Annotated in this window: 16 protein-coding genes; 8 read left to right on the top strand and 8 right to left on the bottom strand. The window is 64.5% G+C overall.

Annotation, left to right across the window (positions count from 1 at the left end; translation table 11 throughout):
- Window positions 1–70 precede the first annotated feature (70 nt).
- The 3 genes from TVB01_RS06310 to TVB01_RS06320 all read right to left on the bottom strand — a co-directional run bounded on the left by TVB01_RS06310 (window position 71) and on the right by TVB01_RS06320 (window position 3,865).
- Window positions 71–1,189, bottom strand: coding sequence for a BMP family lipoprotein (locus TVB01_RS06310; RefSeq protein WP_422454983.1), 1,119 nt, complete (start codon window positions 1,187–1,189; stop codon window positions 71–73).
- A 233-nt stretch (window positions 1,190–1,422) separates the two neighbouring features.
- Entirely contained in the window at window positions 1,423–2,628 is a 1,206-nt protein-coding gene (locus TVB01_RS06315) for an amidohydrolase (RefSeq protein ID WP_422454985.1), read from the bottom strand.
- A gap of 85 nt (window positions 2,629–2,713) precedes the next feature.
- A complete protein-coding gene (locus tag TVB01_RS06320; protein ID WP_422454987.1) occupies window positions 2,714–3,865 on the bottom strand; it encodes a mannose-1-phosphate guanylyltransferase in 1,152 nt (383 codons plus the stop codon).
- A gap of 227 nt (window positions 3,866–4,092) precedes the next feature.
- Between TVB01_RS06320 and sdhC the strand changes: the two genes are divergently transcribed.
- The 5 genes from sdhC (at window position 4,093) to TVB01_RS06345 (ending at window position 8,484) form a co-directional block, all read left to right on the top strand.
- Window positions 4,093–4,473: a succinate dehydrogenase, cytochrome b556 subunit gene (gene sdhC, locus TVB01_RS06325; RefSeq protein ID WP_227895200.1), complete on the top strand. Its 381-nt coding sequence runs from the start codon at window positions 4,093–4,095 to the stop codon at window positions 4,471–4,473.
- A 3-nt stretch (window positions 4,474–4,476) separates the two neighbouring features.
- Window positions 4,477–4,944, top strand: coding sequence for a succinate dehydrogenase hydrophobic membrane anchor subunit (locus TVB01_RS06330; protein WP_422454989.1), 468 nt, complete (start codon window positions 4,477–4,479; stop codon window positions 4,942–4,944).
- 64 nt (window positions 4,945–5,008) lie between these two features.
- Window positions 5,009–6,775, top strand: coding sequence for a succinate dehydrogenase flavoprotein subunit (gene sdhA, locus TVB01_RS06335; protein ID WP_422454990.1), 1,767 nt, complete (start codon window positions 5,009–5,011; stop codon window positions 6,773–6,775).
- On the top strand, window positions 6,775–7,551 hold the full coding sequence (locus TVB01_RS06340; RefSeq protein ID WP_227895203.1) for a succinate dehydrogenase iron-sulfur subunit: 777 nt from the start codon (window positions 6,775–6,777) through the stop codon (window positions 7,549–7,551). The genes sdhA and TVB01_RS06340 overlap by 1 nt, the downstream gene beginning before the upstream one ends.
- A 129-nt stretch (window positions 7,552–7,680) precedes the next feature.
- Window positions 7,681–8,484, top strand: coding sequence for an alpha/beta hydrolase (locus TVB01_RS06345; protein WP_422454992.1), 804 nt, complete (start codon window positions 7,681–7,683; stop codon window positions 8,482–8,484).
- On the opposite strand, the gene TVB01_RS06350 is transcribed toward TVB01_RS06345, so the two are convergent.
- The 4 genes from TVB01_RS06350 to TVB01_RS06365 form a co-directional block, all read right to left on the bottom strand.
- Complete coding sequence (locus tag TVB01_RS06350; RefSeq protein ID WP_422454993.1) at window positions 8,474–9,055, bottom strand: 2'-5' RNA ligase family protein; 582 nt, start codon at window positions 9,053–9,055, stop codon at window positions 8,474–8,476. The genes TVB01_RS06345 and TVB01_RS06350 overlap by 11 nt on opposite strands.
- Before the next feature lie 5 nt (window positions 9,056–9,060).
- Window positions 9,061–10,089, bottom strand: coding sequence for a tryptophan--tRNA ligase (gene trpS / locus TVB01_RS06355; RefSeq protein ID WP_422454994.1), 1,029 nt, complete (start codon window positions 10,087–10,089; stop codon window positions 9,061–9,063).
- Between the two features lie 9 nt (window positions 10,090–10,098).
- Window positions 10,099–10,929, bottom strand: a complete 831-nt coding sequence (locus TVB01_RS06360; protein ID WP_422455103.1) for an exodeoxyribonuclease III — start codon at window positions 10,927–10,929, stop codon at window positions 10,099–10,101.
- Window positions 10,930–11,024: 95 nt separating this feature from the next.
- Window positions 11,025–11,537, bottom strand: coding sequence for a hypothetical protein (locus tag TVB01_RS06365; protein WP_422454996.1), 513 nt, complete (start codon window positions 11,535–11,537; stop codon window positions 11,025–11,027).
- Window positions 11,538–11,673: 136 nt separating this feature from the next.
- On the opposite strand from TVB01_RS06365, the gene TVB01_RS06370 reads away from it, so the two are divergent.
- Window positions 11,674–12,201, top strand: a complete 528-nt coding sequence (locus TVB01_RS06370) for an O-acetyl-ADP-ribose deacetylase (protein ID WP_422454998.1) — start codon at window positions 11,674–11,676, stop codon at window positions 12,199–12,201.
- A 9-nt stretch (window positions 12,202–12,210) separates the two neighbouring features.
- On the opposite strand, the gene TVB01_RS06375 is transcribed toward TVB01_RS06370, so the two are convergent.
- Complete coding sequence (locus tag TVB01_RS06375; RefSeq protein ID WP_422454999.1) at window positions 12,211–13,083, bottom strand: GAP family protein; 873 nt, start codon at window positions 13,081–13,083, stop codon at window positions 12,211–12,213.
- A gap of 127 nt (window positions 13,084–13,210) precedes the next feature.
- Between TVB01_RS06375 and TVB01_RS06380 the strand changes: the two genes are divergently transcribed.
- On the top strand, window positions 13,211–14,497 hold the full coding sequence (locus tag TVB01_RS06380; protein WP_422455001.1) for a sensor histidine kinase: 1,287 nt from the start codon (window positions 13,211–13,213) through the stop codon (window positions 14,495–14,497).
- The gene (locus TVB01_RS06385; protein WP_422455003.1) at window positions 14,494–15,159 is read left to right on the top strand and encodes a response regulator; all 666 of its coding nucleotides are present in this window, start codon (window positions 14,494–14,496) and stop codon (window positions 15,157–15,159) included. The genes TVB01_RS06380 and TVB01_RS06385 overlap by 4 nt, the downstream gene beginning before the upstream one ends.
- Window positions 15,160–15,195 lie beyond the last annotated feature (36 nt).

Genomic DNA, 15,195 nt, shown 5'->3' on the forward strand with positions numbered 1-15,195 from the left:
GAACGAACCGCCGTCCGCCCGGCTGCTGTGCATCCGGACGAACGGCGGTTCTGGAAGCTGCCTGCCCCTGTTACTTCGGGCTGGCTGCGGATTCTACGGTGATTTCGCCGTCGATAATCTTCTGCTTGATTTCGTCAACGGCAGTCTTGACATCGGCCGGAACAGCGTCTTCCTGGTCGTGGTACGGAGCCAGGGTGACGCCGCCGTTCTCCAGGGTGCCGATGTACGGGGTCGAGTCGAAGTTGCCTTCAACGTCGGTGGAGATGACCTCTTCAACGGCCTCGCCCATGAGCTTCATGACGGAGGTCAGGATGAACTCCTTGCCGTTGCCGGCGGTCTCGAAGCCGTCGGAGTCGACCCAGATGACCTTGTTGTTGCCGCCGCCTGCGTTGGCTTCGACAACTGCGTCAAGGGTGCCGGTACCCACCGGACCGGCAACCGGCATGATGATGTCGGCGCCTTCGTTGATGAAGTTTTCGGTGGTCGTCTTGCCGGCACCGGTGTTGGTGAAGTCGCCGATGAAGGAACCGGTCTGCTCGGCCTTGTTCCAGCCGAGGACCTCGACGTTGGCGCCGTTCTCTTCGTTGTAGTACGCAACGCCGTCAGCGAAGCCGTCCATGAAGATGGTCACGGTCGGGATGTTGACGCCGCCGTAGGTGGCGACCTTGCCCGTCTCGGACGTTCCGGCAGCTACATAGCCGGCGAGGAAAGCAGCCTGGGCCGTGTCATAGATGATCGGCTTGACGTTGTCCAGCTCGATGGAGTTGTCATCGATGATGGCGAAGTGGCTGTCCGGGTTGGCGGTAGCCACTTCCTCGGTGGCGTCGGCCAGGAGGAAGCCAACGGTGACCGTGATGTCACAGCCGTTCTGGACGACCATGGAATCCAGGTTCGGTCCGAAGTCGGTCTCCGACTGGGACTCAGCGGTCTTGATCTCAATGCCAAGGTCCGCTTCCGCAGCCTTCAGGCCTTCAAAGCCGGACTGGTTGAACGAGCGGTCATCGAAGCCACCGGAGTCGGAAACCATGCAGGCCAGGAAGTCGCTGCTTGCGCTGCCGCTCGCGGCGTCGGAAGAGGCTGCGTCTTCCTCCGGAGCTGCACCGCAGCCGGCCAGCAGAAGCGCGGACGCGCCCAGCATGGCGGCGGATACACCGGCATTGCGCTTAAAGCTGCGCGGGAAATTCTTCAATGTTCCTCCAGAAAAGAAATGGGATCCACCCGAGAAGTCTGCAGCACAGCCGTTCAGTGCGAATGGCCTTTCGCGCAGGCGCGTGGTGTGCGCCCCTTACCTCATGAAGCGCAGCAAGACCTAACCTTAGCGGTACAAAGGCGCTTGGGAAGGCAGAATCGTGACTCGGGGAACATTTGTTTACATGTTGTTATCATCAGCGGCCTGCGGAACGGCCGCCGACCGGGCAGTGCCTAGTGCCGCAGGCCCCGGGCAGCACGCACTGCCGCCGCGGCCATGACGGAAACGCCGCAACTGATGGAGAGTTCATCAGGGTTGTAATCCCCGCGGTGCAGATCGTAGGTTTCCCCGCCCGGGGTACGGGTGCCCAGGCGCATCATGGCCCCAGGGACTGCCTGCGTCATCCAGGCGAAGTCCTCGCCGCCCATGGACTGCGGAGTCAGGACCACTGAATCTTCGCCCAGTTCCGCCCGGGCAGACGCCTCAATGAGGCCCGTCTCAGCTTCGGCGTTGATGACCGGAGGCACGCCGCGGGTGTGCTCCAGGGACACCTGGACTCCGTAGGGCGCTGCGATGTCCCGCACGACGTCGTCGAGCAGCGTTCCTGCCGCCTGCCAGGCTTCGGCGTCGAGGCAGCGCATGGTCCCTGCCATGAACCCGTGGCCCGGGATCGCATTGGGTGCCGAGCCGGCGTGGATCTGCCCCCAGACCACGGAGACTCCGCTGCGGACATCGATCCGGCGGGAGAGCACCGCAGGGACGCCGACGGCAATCTGCCCCAGCGCAAAGACGAGGTCCTGGGTCAGGTGCGGACGGGAGGTGTGGCCACCCTGCCCGGAGAGTTCGATCCGGATCGTGTCCGACGCCGAGGTGATGGCGCCTATGCGGGTGCCGACCTGCCCGACGTCGACCCTCGGGTCGCAGTGCAGCGCCAGGATGCGCGGCACGCCTTCGAGGATGCCCTGTTCAATGACGGAGAGTGCCCCGCCGGGCATCACTTCCTCGGCAGGCTGGAAGATGACGCGGATCCGTCCGCCCAGGGAGCCCTGGGCTTCCAGCCGCGCCAGGACTTTCGCCGCGCCCACCATCACCGTGGTGTGGATGTCATGACCGCAGGCGTGCGTAATCCCGGTGTTAACCGAGGCATAGGGCAGGCCGGTCTCTTCGAGGACCGGGAGCGCATCAATGTCGGCCCGCAGCGCGAGGCGAACGGGTCCGTCGCCAATATCGACGTAGGCTCCCGTGTTCTCCAGCCGCTTGGGCTGGAGGCCTGCGGCCTCCAGCGCTTCGATAATGCGGTCGGTGGTGCGGAATTCCTTGTGCGAGAGTTCCGGATGTGAGTGCAGGTCCCGCCGGAAGTCGATGAGCTCCCCAAGAATCGGGGCAACGCTTCCCCGGATCGAAGGAACGGGTGAACTGCTTAGTGGGGTCGTCTGCACATCTTCCAGATTAGCCAACCTGCTCTGGCTTGCGGGAAACGGCGGACATTAAGACTTCCCACAGGCCAATTGCGGAAGGCGTGCCCTACAGTACGTCCGTGTCTCCGCTGGCCTTCAGGTGTTCCACGGCCTTCTTCACTTCCTGGGCATGGTCCTTGGTGGTCACCAGCAGTGCATCCGGCGTGTCCACAATCACTACGTCTTCGATCCCGATCAGGGCGATAACCCGCTTGGTATCGGAGACGACGATGCCTGAGGCGTTCTCGGAATAGACGCGGGCGCCCTCTCCCATCACGGTCAGCTCGCTGTTTTCCTCGGCGGGGTTCAGCCGGCCGATCGCGGCGAAGTCCCCCACATCGTCCCAGCTGAAGATTCCCGGGATCATGGCTACGTCTCCCGCGGCAGCGGCAGGTTCCGCAACGGCGTAGTCGATGGCGGTCTTGGGCAGTGTGGGCCAGATCCGCAGTACTGTTTCACGGCGGTTTTCCGTATCCCACGCTTCTGCGATTTCCATGAGCCCTGCGTGCAGCTCAGGCTCGTTCTCCAGGAGGTGCTTCAGCATCAGTGCCACGGGGGCAACGAACATACCGGCGTTCCAGCTGTAGTTGCCGCTGCGCAGGTAGCTGCGCGCTGTGTCCTCGGAGGGCTTCTCCACGAATTCGACGACGGCGTGCGCACTGGGCGCTCCGTCGATCTCCAGGGCTTCGCCGGCTTTGATGTAGCCGAATCCGGTGGAAGGGTGCGTCGGATGGATACCGATGGTGACGATGTAGCCCTGGGCAGCAGTATGGACGGCTTCCCGAACTGTCTCCTGGAAGACCTCCACGGGCGTAATCACCTGGTCGGCGGCGAACGAACCCATGATGATCGAGGGATCGCGCTGGTAGAGGATGGCAGCAGCCAGTCCGATGGCGGCGGCGGAATCCTTGGGCTCGCTCTCCAGCACGAGGTTCTCGTGCTGGATCTCGGGCAGCTGCGCCAGCACGGCCGCGCGGTGGAGGGTTCCGGTCACGACCATCACGCGGTCATCGCTGAGCGGAGCCAGGCGGTCATAGGTGGCCCGGATCAAGGTAGAGCCGGACCCTGTCAGGTCGTGCAGGAACTTTGGAGCAGCGGCGCGGGAGAGCGGCCAGAGCCTGGTTCCTACCCCCCCTGCTGGAATCACACCGTAAAAGCGGTCGAAAACTCCGGCATCCGGTGCCGCGCCCGGGTTCACATTTGTCATTTCAGTACTCATCAGTGCCAAGGTTAGCTGACCGGCCCCCTAAAACCCCGGCAGCACGGGCACCTGCGGGCACCCCCGGGGCGCCGCAGTGTAAGCCAGCTCACACAGTAGGGGAACCTAAATTGATCCCGGTCTCACCGGGGCCTAGATTATGCTTGAGCCTAGAAGTGCTCTCGCACCGGCGTCATCACTGCGTGGAAGACGCGCTAGCGCCGCTGCGATGCAGGGAGGAAAATTCAGTGTCGAAGTTACCAGCAGGCACGCTTTACCGCGGCCGCGAAGGCCAGTGGTCCTGGGTCGCCCATCGGATTACTGGCGTGGTGATCTTCTTCTTCCTTTTGGTCCACGTCCTGGATACCTCATTGGTGCGTGTGTCGCCCGAGGCTTACAACGTGGTCATCGGAGCGTACAAGAACCCCATCATGGGCCTCGGTGAGCTCGGCCTCGTCGCCGCCATCGTGTTCCACGCCTTCAACGGCCTCCGGGTGATTCTTATCGACTTCTGGAAGAAGGGTCCCAAGTACCAGCGCCAGATGCTGTGGGGCGTAGTCGGTCTGTGGCTCGTGACCATGATCGGTTTCTCCATCCGCCACCTTCCCATCGTTTTCGGGGGTCACTAAGCCATGAGCACTCCTTCACTTGAGGCCCCCCGGGCCGGACGCATTTCCCCGAAGTACACCCGCAACGGTTCGGGCAAGGGAAACTTCGAGATGATCGCATGGCTCTTCATGCGCATTTCGGGTGCACTGCTTGTCGTCCTGATCTTCACCCACCTCTTTATGAACCTGATGCTCGGTGACGGTATCCACGCCATCGACTTCGGTTTCGTTGCCGGCAAGTGGGCTTCGCCCCTGTGGCAGGTCTGGGACCTGGTCATGCTGTGGCTGGCGATGCTTCACGGCACCAACGGCGTGCGCACGATCATCAATGACTACGCGGACAAGAACTCCACCCGCATGTGGCTCAAGACGGTCCTGTACTCCGCGACCGTCGTCATCATCGTTCTCGGCACCCTGGTGATCTTCACCTTCGATCCGTGCCCCGCCAACGCGACTCTGGACCAGCTGCCGTCCTTCTGCCCGGCACCCTAGCCGCGCAGCCACCGCAGCAACTCCCTAAGAGCTACACACAGTTTCAACAGAAAGAGCATCTGGTATGCAGGTCCATAAGTACGACGTCGTCATTGTCGGCGCCGGCGGCGCCGGTATGCGTGCCGCCATCGAATCCGGACAGCGCGCGCGGACGGCGGTACTGACCAAGCTGTACCCCACGCGTTCCCACACCGGAGCAGCACAGGGCGGCATGTGCGCAGCACTGGCCAACGTAGAAGAAGACAACTGGGAATGGCACACCTTTGACACGGTCAAGGGCGGCGACTACCTGGTAGACCAGGACGCCGCGGAGGTCATGGCCAAGGAAGCCATCGACGCCGTGCTCGACCTGGAAAAGATGGGCCTGCCCTTCAACCGCACGCCTGAAGGCCGGATCGACCAGCGACGCTTCGGCGGCCACACCCGCGACCATGGCAAGGCTCCGGTCCGCCGTGCCTGCTACGCCGCAGACCGCACCGGCCACATGATCCTCCAGACGCTCTACCAAAACTGCGTCAAGCACAACGTTGAGTTCTACAACGAGTACTACGTGCTGGACCTGCTGACGGTGACGGACAGCTTCGGCCAGAAGCGCACGGCCGGCGTGGTCTCCTATGACCTCGCCACCGGCGAACTGCACGTCTTCCAGGCCAAGTCCGTTGTGTTCGCCTCCGGCGGCGCAGGCAAGGTCTTCAAGACCACGTCCAACGCCCACACCCTTACCGGTGACGGCATGGGCATCGCGTTCCGCAAGGGCATCCCGCTGGAAGACATGGAGTTCATCCAGTTCCACCCGACCGGCCTCGCCGGCCTGGGCATCCTGCTTTCCGAAGCAGCCCGCGGTGAAGGTGCGATCCTGCGCAACTCCGAGGGTGAACGCTTCATGGAGCGCTACGCCCCCACCATCAAGGACCTTGCCCCGCGTGACATCGTGGCCCGCTCCATGGCCAACGAAGTCCGTGAAGGCCGCGGCTGCGGACCGAACAAGGACTACGTCCTGCTCGACCTGACGCACCTGGAGCCGGCTCACATCGATGCCAAGCTCCCGGACATCACCGAGTTCGCGCGCACCTACCTCGGTGTGGAACCGTACACCGAGCCGGTGCCGGTCTTCCCGACCGCCCACTACGTCATGGGCGGCATCCCGACCAACATCAAGGCCGAAGTCCTGCAGGACAACGACACCGTGATTCCCGGCCTGTACGCTGCCGGCGAGGTGGCCTGCGTATCCGTGCACGGCTCGAACCGACTGGGCACCAACTCGCTGCTGGACATCAACGTGTTCGGCAAGCGCGCGGGCATCTACGCCGCCGAGTACGCCCTGCAGGCTGACTTCGTCGATCTGCCGGAGAACCCGGAAGCTGACACCGTGGCCCTGCTCGACATCGTGCGCAATTCCGAAGGCACCGAGCGTGTTTCCGAAATCCGCCGTGACCTGCAGAACACCATGGATGCCAACATGCAGGTCTTCCGCACGGCCGAGACGATCAACCAGACCCTCTCCGACATTGCAGCCCTCGAAGAGCGCTACAAGAAGATCAACGTCCAGGACAAGGGCAAGCGCTTCAACCTTGACCTGCTGGAAGCCGTTGAACTTGGCTTCCTCCTGGAACTGGCCAAGGTCATGTCGGTAGCGGCCCTGCACCGCGAAGAGTCGCGCGGCGGCCACTTCCGCGAGGACTTCCCGGAGCGCGACGACGAGAAGTTCATGCTGCACTCCATGGCCTACAAGGTCGATGAAGCGGACAACGCCGAGCACACTGCAGGCATCCGGCTCGATACCAAGCCGGTCATTTTCACGCGCTACGAGCCGATGGTGAGGAAGTACTAATGACAACGGAAGTCGCTGAGCCGGCCTCGAAGATTGACCTTGCCGAATCCACGGCCGGTGAAATTCCCTCCTTCGACATCACGTTGAAGGTGCGCCGCTACAACCCTGAGGTCTCCGACGAGGCCCACTGGGATGAGTGGACGCTCACCATGTACGGCACCGACCGTGTGCTCGATGCCCTGCACAAGGTCAAGTGGGAGCACGACGGTTCCGTCTCCTTCCGCCGCTCCTGTGCCCACGGCGTCTGCGGTTCCGATGCCATGCGCATCAACGGCCGCAACCGCCTTGCCTGCAAGACGCTGCTGAAGGACCTGGATACGTCCAAGCCCATCCTCGTTGAGCCCATCAAGGGCCTGCCGGTGGAGAAGGACCTGATCGTGGACATGGAACCGTTCTTCCAGTCCTACCGCGAGATCATGCCGTTCCTCATCACCAAGGGCCACGAGCCGGCCAAGGAGCGCCTGCAGTCAGCCGAGGACCGTGAGCGTTTCGACGACACGACCAAGTGCATCCTCTGCGCCGCCTGCACCTCCTCCTGCCCGGTGTTCTGGACCGATGGACAGTACTTCGGTCCGGCCGCAATCGTGAACGCCCACCGCTTCATCTTCGACTCGCGTGACGACGCCGGAGACATGCGGCTGGAAATCCTGAACGACAAGGAAGGCGTGTGGCGTTGCCGCACCACCTTCAACTGCTCGGAAGCATGCCCCCGCGGCATCCAGGTCACCAAGGCGATCTCAGAGGTCAAGCAGGCCATCCTGAACCGCTCCATCTAGTTCAGGGCAGAAACTGCCACAAGGCGGCGGCCCTTCCGGACCTTTCCGGAAGGGCCGCCGCCTTGTGCATGTGTTCAGTGCGCTGGTGTCCCCCGGGCACGCCTGCGCTGCACCAGATAGGGTTGGGCCATGCCTGAGTTCGAGTCCGTCTCCTTCCCCGGAACCAACGGGACCACGCTGGCCGGCACGCTGGACATCCCCGACGGGGATCCCCTGGGCTGGGCCGTCTTCTGCCATGGCTTCGCCCTGGGCAAGAACAGTGCCGCCGCATCCAGGATCTCCAAGGTCCTCTCCGAACACGGCATAGGCGTGCTCCGCTATGACGCTGCAGGACTCGGCCGCTCGACCGGCAACTGGGAAGACGGGTCTTTCAGCACCAAGGTTGCCGACCTGCTCAACGCGTTCGACTTCATGCATTCCGTCGACCGCGCGCCCGCACTGCTGATTGGCCACTCCCTAGGAGGAGCCGCGGCGCTGGCAGCTGCACCTGACCTGTCGGGGTTGGCGGCAGTTGTGACCATCGCTGCACCGTTCCGTCCGTCCCATGTTGCCCACCTCTTCGAGGACGAGCTGGAGAACATCGCTGCCCAGGGACAGGCCGACGTCGAAGTGGCCGGACGGACGCTCACCATTCGCCACGAGCTGGTCCAGGACCTGCACCGGCACGACCTGGCCGGGTGCATCGCCTCGCTGGACCTGCCGCTGCTGATCATGCACTCCCCCACTGACGGCACCGTGGGAATCGACAACGCTTCCGAGATCTTCCGGACGGCACGGCACCCGCGCAGCTTCATCTCCCTGGAGGGGGCCCAGCACCTTATGCCGGAGCGGGAACAGACCACACGGGCAGCAGATATTATCGCTGCCTGGTCCGGCATTTACCTCCGGCAGGCACGTGAACGCGCCGGTTCCGGCAGTACAGCTAGCCCCTGAGGACCATTTCTTCCCGCAGCACCCACAGGCCCTGCGGATCATGCTCGAAGACCCCGATGTGTCCGACGGTGAAGCTTGCCTCATAATCCCGGAGCGTGCTGACGGCGTCGTCCATGCTTGCTTCACTGACATCGTGCGCGACGGTGACGTGCGGGTGGTAGGGATAAGGCATCTGATGGTCCAGCGGACCGCTCTGCAGCTGCTGGTGCAGGCGTGAGCACTCGTCGAAACCGTCAGCCACCTGCAGGTAGACCACGGGGGTGACGGGACGGAAGGATGCAGCACCGCGCAGTGTCACTTTGAAGGGTGCCTGCTCCGCGGTGACCTGGCGGACGTGCTGCAGGGCCGATGGCCAGTCCGACGCCGGGGTGGTGGTCACCAGCGTGATGTGCGCCGGGATGACCGAGGCCATGGGATCGCCGAAGGAAGCGCGCGCCCGGCGGAGCTCCGAGGCGATGGGTTCCGGCACCGGAATGACGATCCCCACCCAGCAGGCGCTTTCGGGCACCCGCTGATCGCCGCCGCTGGCTGCGCCGGATGAAGTTTGGACGGTCGAGTTCGTGTAGCCCATAAGACTTAGCCGGCAGTTGAACCCAGTGGCATGAAACCCATTTTGTCGTACACATCGGCAAGTGTAGCCGACGCTGTTTCCCGGGCTTTCAACGCGCCCTTTGCCAGGAGACGGTCCAGTTCAGCCGGGTCGTCCAAGAGTTCAAGGGCACGTTCCCGGATAGGCCGGATGTGCTCCGTGACGACGTCTGCCAGATCGACTTTCAGATGTCCGTACATCTTCCCCTCATACTCCTTCACCAAGGTCTCGACGCTGCGGCCGGTCATGAGTGAGTAAATGGAAAGCAGGTTCGAAACGCCAGGTTTGGCCTCACGGTCGAAACGGATCTCCGTGCCGTCGTCCGTGACGGCCGACTTAATCCGCTTTGCAATGACCTTGTCCGGATCCAGCAAATTGATCAGTCCTGCCGGAGAAGCGGCAGACTTGGACATTTTGGCGGTAGGGTTCTGCAGGTCGTAGATCTTCGCGGATTCCTTCTGGATGAAGGCCTCCGGGACGGTGAAAGTGTCTCCGTACCGGGTGTTGAACCGCTTGGCCAGATCCCGGCTGAGTTCCACGTGCTGGCGCTGGTCTTCGCCAACCGGCACTCCGTGGGGCTGGTAAAGCAGGATGTCCGCCACCTGCAGGATCGGATAGGTGAACAGCCCCACGCTCGCGGCATCCGACCCGAAGCGCTGCTGCTTGTCCTTGAACTGAGTCATGCGGGATGCTTCGCCGAATCCCGTGATGCAGTTCAGCACCCAGGCCAGCTGTGCGTGTTCGGGCACCTGCGACTGGATGAACAGTGTTGCGCGCTCCGTGTCCACGCCGCCGGCGATGTACTGGGCAGCCGTCACGCGCGTCCGCTGGCGAAGATCCGCAGGATCCTGCGGGACGGTAATCGCATGCAGGTCGGGGATGAAGAAAAAGGCGTCGTACTGTTCCTGCAGCCGAACCCAGTTCACCAGGGCGCCGAGATAGTTGCCCAGGTGCAGGGAGTCAGCCGAAGGCTGCATCCCGGAAAGGATGCGCTGGCGGACGGGAGTTTCGCTCATCGGGGCACCTTAGAACTGGTAGTCGACCACGACGGGCGCGTGGTCTGAGAAGCGGGCGTCGTACGTTTCAGCCCGGTCGACGACGGCGCTGACGGCGCGCTCGGCGAGTCCCGGAGTAGCCATGTGGTAATCAATGCGCCACCCGGCGTCGTTGTCGAAGGCCTGTCCGCGCCAGGACCACCAGGTGTAGGGACCGGCTACCTCGCCGGCCAGCTTGCGCGCCACGTCAACGTAGCCAATTTCGTCACTGAAGAAACGGTCGAAATAGGCGCGTTCCTCGGGGAGGAAGCCGGCCCGCTTGACGTTGCCTTTCCAGTTCTTGATGTCGAGCGTGGTGTGGCCGACGTTCAGGTCGCCCACAATCAGGGCGTAGTCACTGGTGGCAGCCAGCACCGGCAGCCGCGCAGCCATAACGTCCAGGAACCGGTACTTGTCATCCTGCTTGGGGGTTCCGGCTTCTCCGGAGTGCACGTAGGCGCTCACGACGGTCAGGATCTTCTCTTCACCCTCGACCGGAACCTTGAAATCAGCTTCGACCCAGCGTCCGGACAGTGCAAAGTAGTCTTCGCCGATGTGCTCACGCACCGCGACCGGCTCGGTCCGCGAAGCGATGGCAACGCCGGCACGCCCCTTGGCTTCCGCCTCGGCATGCAGGATGTGCCATTCGCTGCCCAGCAGTTCGCGGACAATCGCATCCGGCGCCCGGACTTCCTGCAGGCACAGAATGTCGATGTCCCGGTCTGCCAGCCACTCGGCCATGCCCCGTTTGTAGGCGGCACGGATGCCGTTGACGTTCACAGTTGCGATTCTCAGTGCGGGTTTATCCCCTGCCGATGCCATGCTCACGCCAATAACCTTACCCTCCAGTAGCCTTTGGGTTCATCTGGGCGGCGCTGCCCGGGACAGGCACGCACCGGGTGCTCCGCGCCTGCGGATCAGTCGACCAGCGTGCCCTCTACGGGGCCGCCGTCGTCTGTCTTCATCATTCCCCGGGCATTGTGCGCGGTGATTTCAATGGTCTCGAGCGCGCGTGCCACTTGGTCGGAATCACTGCCGAGGTTGTCGCGGATCACCTTGGACTGGACCTGGATGATCTTGAAGCTGTGGTCCAGCTTCTGGTCGCGGATGGTCGTGGCCTCGTCCATCACCTGGACCGAAGGCGCGCCGCCCGCGGCACGGTTCAACGAGTCCTGGGCTTCTGCGATCTTGGCCCCCGCCTTGCGCGCGGCGCCGCGGATGCTGAAGACCACGAACGCAAACAGGAGCAGCCACCCCAGAGAGATGATCACCACCAGCCAGCCAACGACGTCGTTCTCATTGGCAGCGAAAATCACGGCAACGATGAACACAAACACCATCACTGTGGTGCCGATGGTGGCCATCTTGCGGCTGATTCCCCTGCCGGGGCTGGATGCTGACGGCGTCTGGCCGTTTCGGATGGACTGCATGGCCTTATTCTCTCAAATTTTCCGCCCTCCTCCTTCCTCTTACCCCTACGGCGAAAACGCCCCCGTCTGGAGGGCCGGAATGCATGCCTCGGGGAAGCTGTTGCCCGGACCCGGGCCTTGCTGGAAGGCTGGGGCGATGGAGATAGCGCTGGTCACCGGAGACATTACGCGTCGGGACGTGGAGGCCGTGGTCAACGCGGCTAACTCCTCGCTTTTGGGCGGAGGAGGAGTCGACGGCGCCATTCACCGCGCCGCCGGCCCGGAACTGCTGGAAGCGTGCCGGAAGCTGCGGGAGGAAACCTACCCGAACGGGTTGCCAGTAGGTGAGGCCGCCGCCACGGAGGGCTTTGGATTACCGGCACGCTGGGTCATCCACACTGTGGGGCCTAACGCCCGGGCCGGGCAGACCGACCCGGAGCTGCTGCGGGCTGCCTTCGCCAACAGCCTCCAGACGGCGGTCTCCCTCGGTGCGTCGAGTGTGGCCTTCCCCGCCATTAGCGCCGGTGTCTATGGTTGGGATGCCCGCGACGTTGCCGAAATCGGGCTGCGGACCGTCAGGGAGCATCCCGGCAACGGGATCGAGACCGTGGAGTTCGTCCTGTTCAGCGAACCCGTTGCCCAGGTGTTCCGGACGGTCCTGGCTGAGTTGGACTCCCGTGGCTGAGGACCGGCCTTAGCCACCGAAGGGGTTCCAGGATGCGCCGGGGAAGAGTCCCGCAAGTCCTGCCCGCAGCAGCAGGAACCCCACGATTCCCACAATCCAGAGCACCGCTTCACCCGAAGCCTTGGTGAGCCAGGCGCGCAGCCGCTCCAGCGGTCCGTCCAGGTGCCTGCCGAGCAGCCACCGGGAGAGAAGCAGGAGCAGGGCCGGCAGCAGCATCACTGCACAGTACAGCGCCAGGATCCCGGCCGAGGCGGACCATCCCGTTCCCGACGCTGTCACCAGTCCCACAGCGGCGAGGTACGGCAGCATGGTGGGCAGCTCCAGCACGCCGGCAAGCAGGGCGAGTCCCATCAGCCCTCCCCTGGAGTCCAGGGCCTTGCCGATCCGGGACTGCCAGCGGTTTTCGGCCGACTGCGAGCGCCGGGCTGCGGCTGATACGCGGGCGCTGTCCGGCTGGGCGGTTCCGGCATCAGGAACACCGGCCGGAACACTGCCCTGGGTATTGCCCTGAGTATCGCTGTGGACAGTGCCCGAGGCCGCCACCGGGGCCGCGGGGGTGTTCCCTTTCCTGCCGGTGTCCTTGAAAGACCAGAGCAGCATGGCCGCCCCTGCCGCAATCATCATCGTCTGCACGGCAGGGGTTTCCAGCAGTGCCCCGGCTCCCCCTCCCATCATCCGCCCCAGTCCGCCCGCACCGGAGAGCAGCACTATCCCCACGAGGAAATAGAACACGCCCACAGCGGCAAGGTAGCTGGCCACCTTTCCCGTGGTCTTGCCCGCATCCCGGCGCAGCAGAAGCCACACCGGTATGACCAGCGTGCCGATGCTGGTGCTGTCTATCAGGGCAAGGACGCCCAGCTGAAGAAGGGTTTCCGGTGTCATGGCCCCCACTCTTCCGCGCCGGGGAGCGTGCGCGAGTCCGGCCTTCGTCGCAGCCGCCGTCATCCTTTGGTGCCATGGCGGGGCGATCCCGCTTGGCCGCGCCGGGTGCCCGAGTCAGGATGGAGGGATGAACTACTCCTGGGGCAGGCCCTCCCCTGCCCGCCGGATCCAGCGAGAAGACGCCCTGCTCGCCGTCGGCTACGCTGCCCTGGCTTGGCTGCTGCATTCCCTGGACCTCACTGCCACCGGATCTCCGCTGGTACCGGGGCTCGCGCCGTGGTGGCCGGCCCTGACCGTGATCGGCTGTGCCGCGGTCCTGCTGCGCCGCAGGCAGACTGCCGTGATGGTCACTGTCTGCTTCGCGGCGGCGGTTGCACTGGTGCTGGCGAACAGCACCGCCGGGCTGTTCCTGGCCTTTGAGGCGGTCTTCTCACTGGTGCTGTTCGGGTCTGCCCGGGCGGCCCGTGCCGCGGAAATCAGTGTCCTGGTGCTGTGCGGAGTTTCGGGCGCAGCGGCGTGGGCACTGACCGGGGACCTGCGCGACGGCGTCATGGTGATCCTGCTGACCGGCATGGTGCTGCTGCTTCCGGCTGAATGGGCCTCCAACCTGCGCAAGGCTGCCCAACTGGCGGAGAGCGAAAGCGCACGGGCGGCCGCGATCCGGTCTGCTGCCCGCGACCAGGAACGGCTCGCTGCCCGGGAACATGAGCTGGCGCTGGCCGCCGAACGGCAGGACATGGCGAGGGAGCTTCACGATGTGCTGTCCTCGCGCCTCTCCGCGATCGCCCTGCAGTCCGGCGCCGCGCTGCGCAGTCCCCCGGGGAGCAGCCTGCAGGCGGAGGTCCTGGGCCATGTGCGCCGGGAAAGCGTGAAGGGCCTGGAGGAGCTCAACGGGATGATCCGCACGCTGAGCAGCGGGGTCCCCCGGCCTCTGGCCGGCAGCGTGAAGGACCTGGACGCCGTCGTCGACGGGCACCGGGCCGCCGGAATGGAGATCAGCTGGTCCAATCTGCTGGACCATCCGGAGGAGCTGCCCTCCCCGGTACAGGCGGCGGTCTACCGGATAGCGGTGGAGGCGCTGGTGAACGCCGCCCGCCATACGGACGGCGCCGGGGTGCGTATGCTGCTCGAGCATGCTTCCGGCGGTATCCGCCTGGTGGTGGAGGACGACGGCGGCAGCAGCCCCGGCCGGACGGCCGGCTCCCCCGCCCTCGCCGGAACGGGGACCGGGGTGCCCAGCATGCTGGCACGGGCCGAGCAGCTTGGCGGCCGGGCCTGGGCCGGACCCGCAGCATCAGGCAGGGGCTGGACGGTTGAGGCGAGCCTCCCGGCAGACGGATCACCGCTGCAGGAACCTTTGCCCGCACCTCTGCGGGACAAAAGAAGCACCGGCGCAGAAGGAATAGAGGTATGAGCGGGGACATTCGGGTACTGCTGGCGGATGACCATGCCGCAATCCGGCTGGGCATGCGCATGGTCTTGGAAACCGAGCCCGGGTTCGCGGTGGTCGGCGAGGCGGCCGACGGCGCCACAGCCGTGCGCATGGCGCAGGTGCTGACGCCGGACGTTGTGCTGATGGACCTGAGGATGCCGGTAGTGGACGGCGTTCAGGCGACGGCGGAAATTGCCGGTGCCGGACTCTCAAAGGTCGTGGCACTGACTACCTTCGACCACGATTCATATTTGTTCGGCGTCCTCTCCGCCGGTGCCGCAGGCTTCCTGCTCAAGACGGCTGAACCGGCGGAAATTACGACGGCGCTGCGCCGGGTCCACGACGGCGGCACCGTGATTGCCCCGGAGGTCGCCGGACGGCTGGTGGACGCCTTTGTCGCCGGCCGGAAAGATGCTGCGGCGGCTTCCCCTCCGGCCAAGGAGCAACCCCCGGAGGCGGAGCTGACCGCCCGTGAAGTAGAAGTCCTGGATTGCCTGGCGGAGGGCCTGAGCAATGTTCGGATCGCGCGCAAACTGGGCATCTCGGAAACCACAGTGAAGACCCATGTGTCGCGGGTGCTGGCCAAGCTTGGAGTGGAGTCCCGACTGCAGGCCGCGCTGGCGGCGCGCGTGCGCACGGTCTGACCGTGGCGGCGCCGGTCCAGCACCCGGGGCCGGGCC

This window comes from Arthrobacter sp. 7Tela_A1 (genome assembly GCF_049311065.1).
In the GTDB taxonomy this organism is placed as follows: Bacteria; Actinomycetota; Actinomycetes; order Actinomycetales; family Micrococcaceae; genus Arthrobacter_B.

Bases quoted from the DNA above. Each gene is read 5' to 3' on its own strand.
- TVB01_RS06345 (WP_422454992.1), top strand. From the start codon at position 7,681: ATGCCTGAGTTCGAGTCCGTCTCCTTCCCCGGAACCAACGGGACCACG.
- TVB01_RS06330 (WP_422454989.1), top strand. From the start codon at position 4,477: ATGAGCACTCCTTCACTTGAGGCCCCCCGGGCCGGACGCATTTCCCCG.
- TVB01_RS06350 (WP_422454993.1), bottom strand. From the start codon at position 9,055: ATGGGCTACACGAACTCGACCGTCCAAACTTCATCCGGCGCAGCCAGC.
- TVB01_RS06370 (WP_422454998.1), top strand. From the start codon at position 11,674: ATGGAGATAGCGCTGGTCACCGGAGACATTACGCGTCGGGACGTGGAG.
- TVB01_RS06380 (WP_422455001.1), top strand. From the start codon at position 13,211: ATGAACTACTCCTGGGGCAGGCCCTCCCCTGCCCGCCGGATCCAGCGA.
- TVB01_RS06360 (WP_422455103.1), bottom strand. From the start codon at position 10,929: ATGGCATCGGCAGGGGATAAACCCGCACTGAGAATCGCAACTGTGAAC.
- TVB01_RS06365 (WP_422454996.1), bottom strand. From the start codon at position 11,537: ATGCAGTCCATCCGAAACGGCCAGACGCCGTCAGCATCCAGCCCCGGC.
- TVB01_RS06375 (WP_422454999.1), bottom strand. From the start codon at position 13,083: ATGACACCGGAAACCCTTCTTCAGCTGGGCGTCCTTGCCCTGATAGAC.
- TVB01_RS06320 (WP_422454987.1), bottom strand. From the start codon at position 3,865: ATGAGTACTGAAATGACAAATGTGAACCCGGGCGCGGCACCGGATGCC.
- TVB01_RS06340 (WP_227895203.1), top strand. From the start codon at position 6,775: ATGACAACGGAAGTCGCTGAGCCGGCCTCGAAGATTGACCTTGCCGAA.
- sdhA (WP_422454990.1), top strand. From the start codon at position 5,009: ATGCAGGTCCATAAGTACGACGTCGTCATTGTCGGCGCCGGCGGCGCC.
- trpS (WP_422454994.1), bottom strand. From the start codon at position 10,089: ATGAGCGAAACTCCCGTCCGCCAGCGCATCCTTTCCGGGATGCAGCCT.
- TVB01_RS06385 (WP_422455003.1), top strand. From the start codon at position 14,494: ATGAGCGGGGACATTCGGGTACTGCTGGCGGATGACCATGCCGCAATC.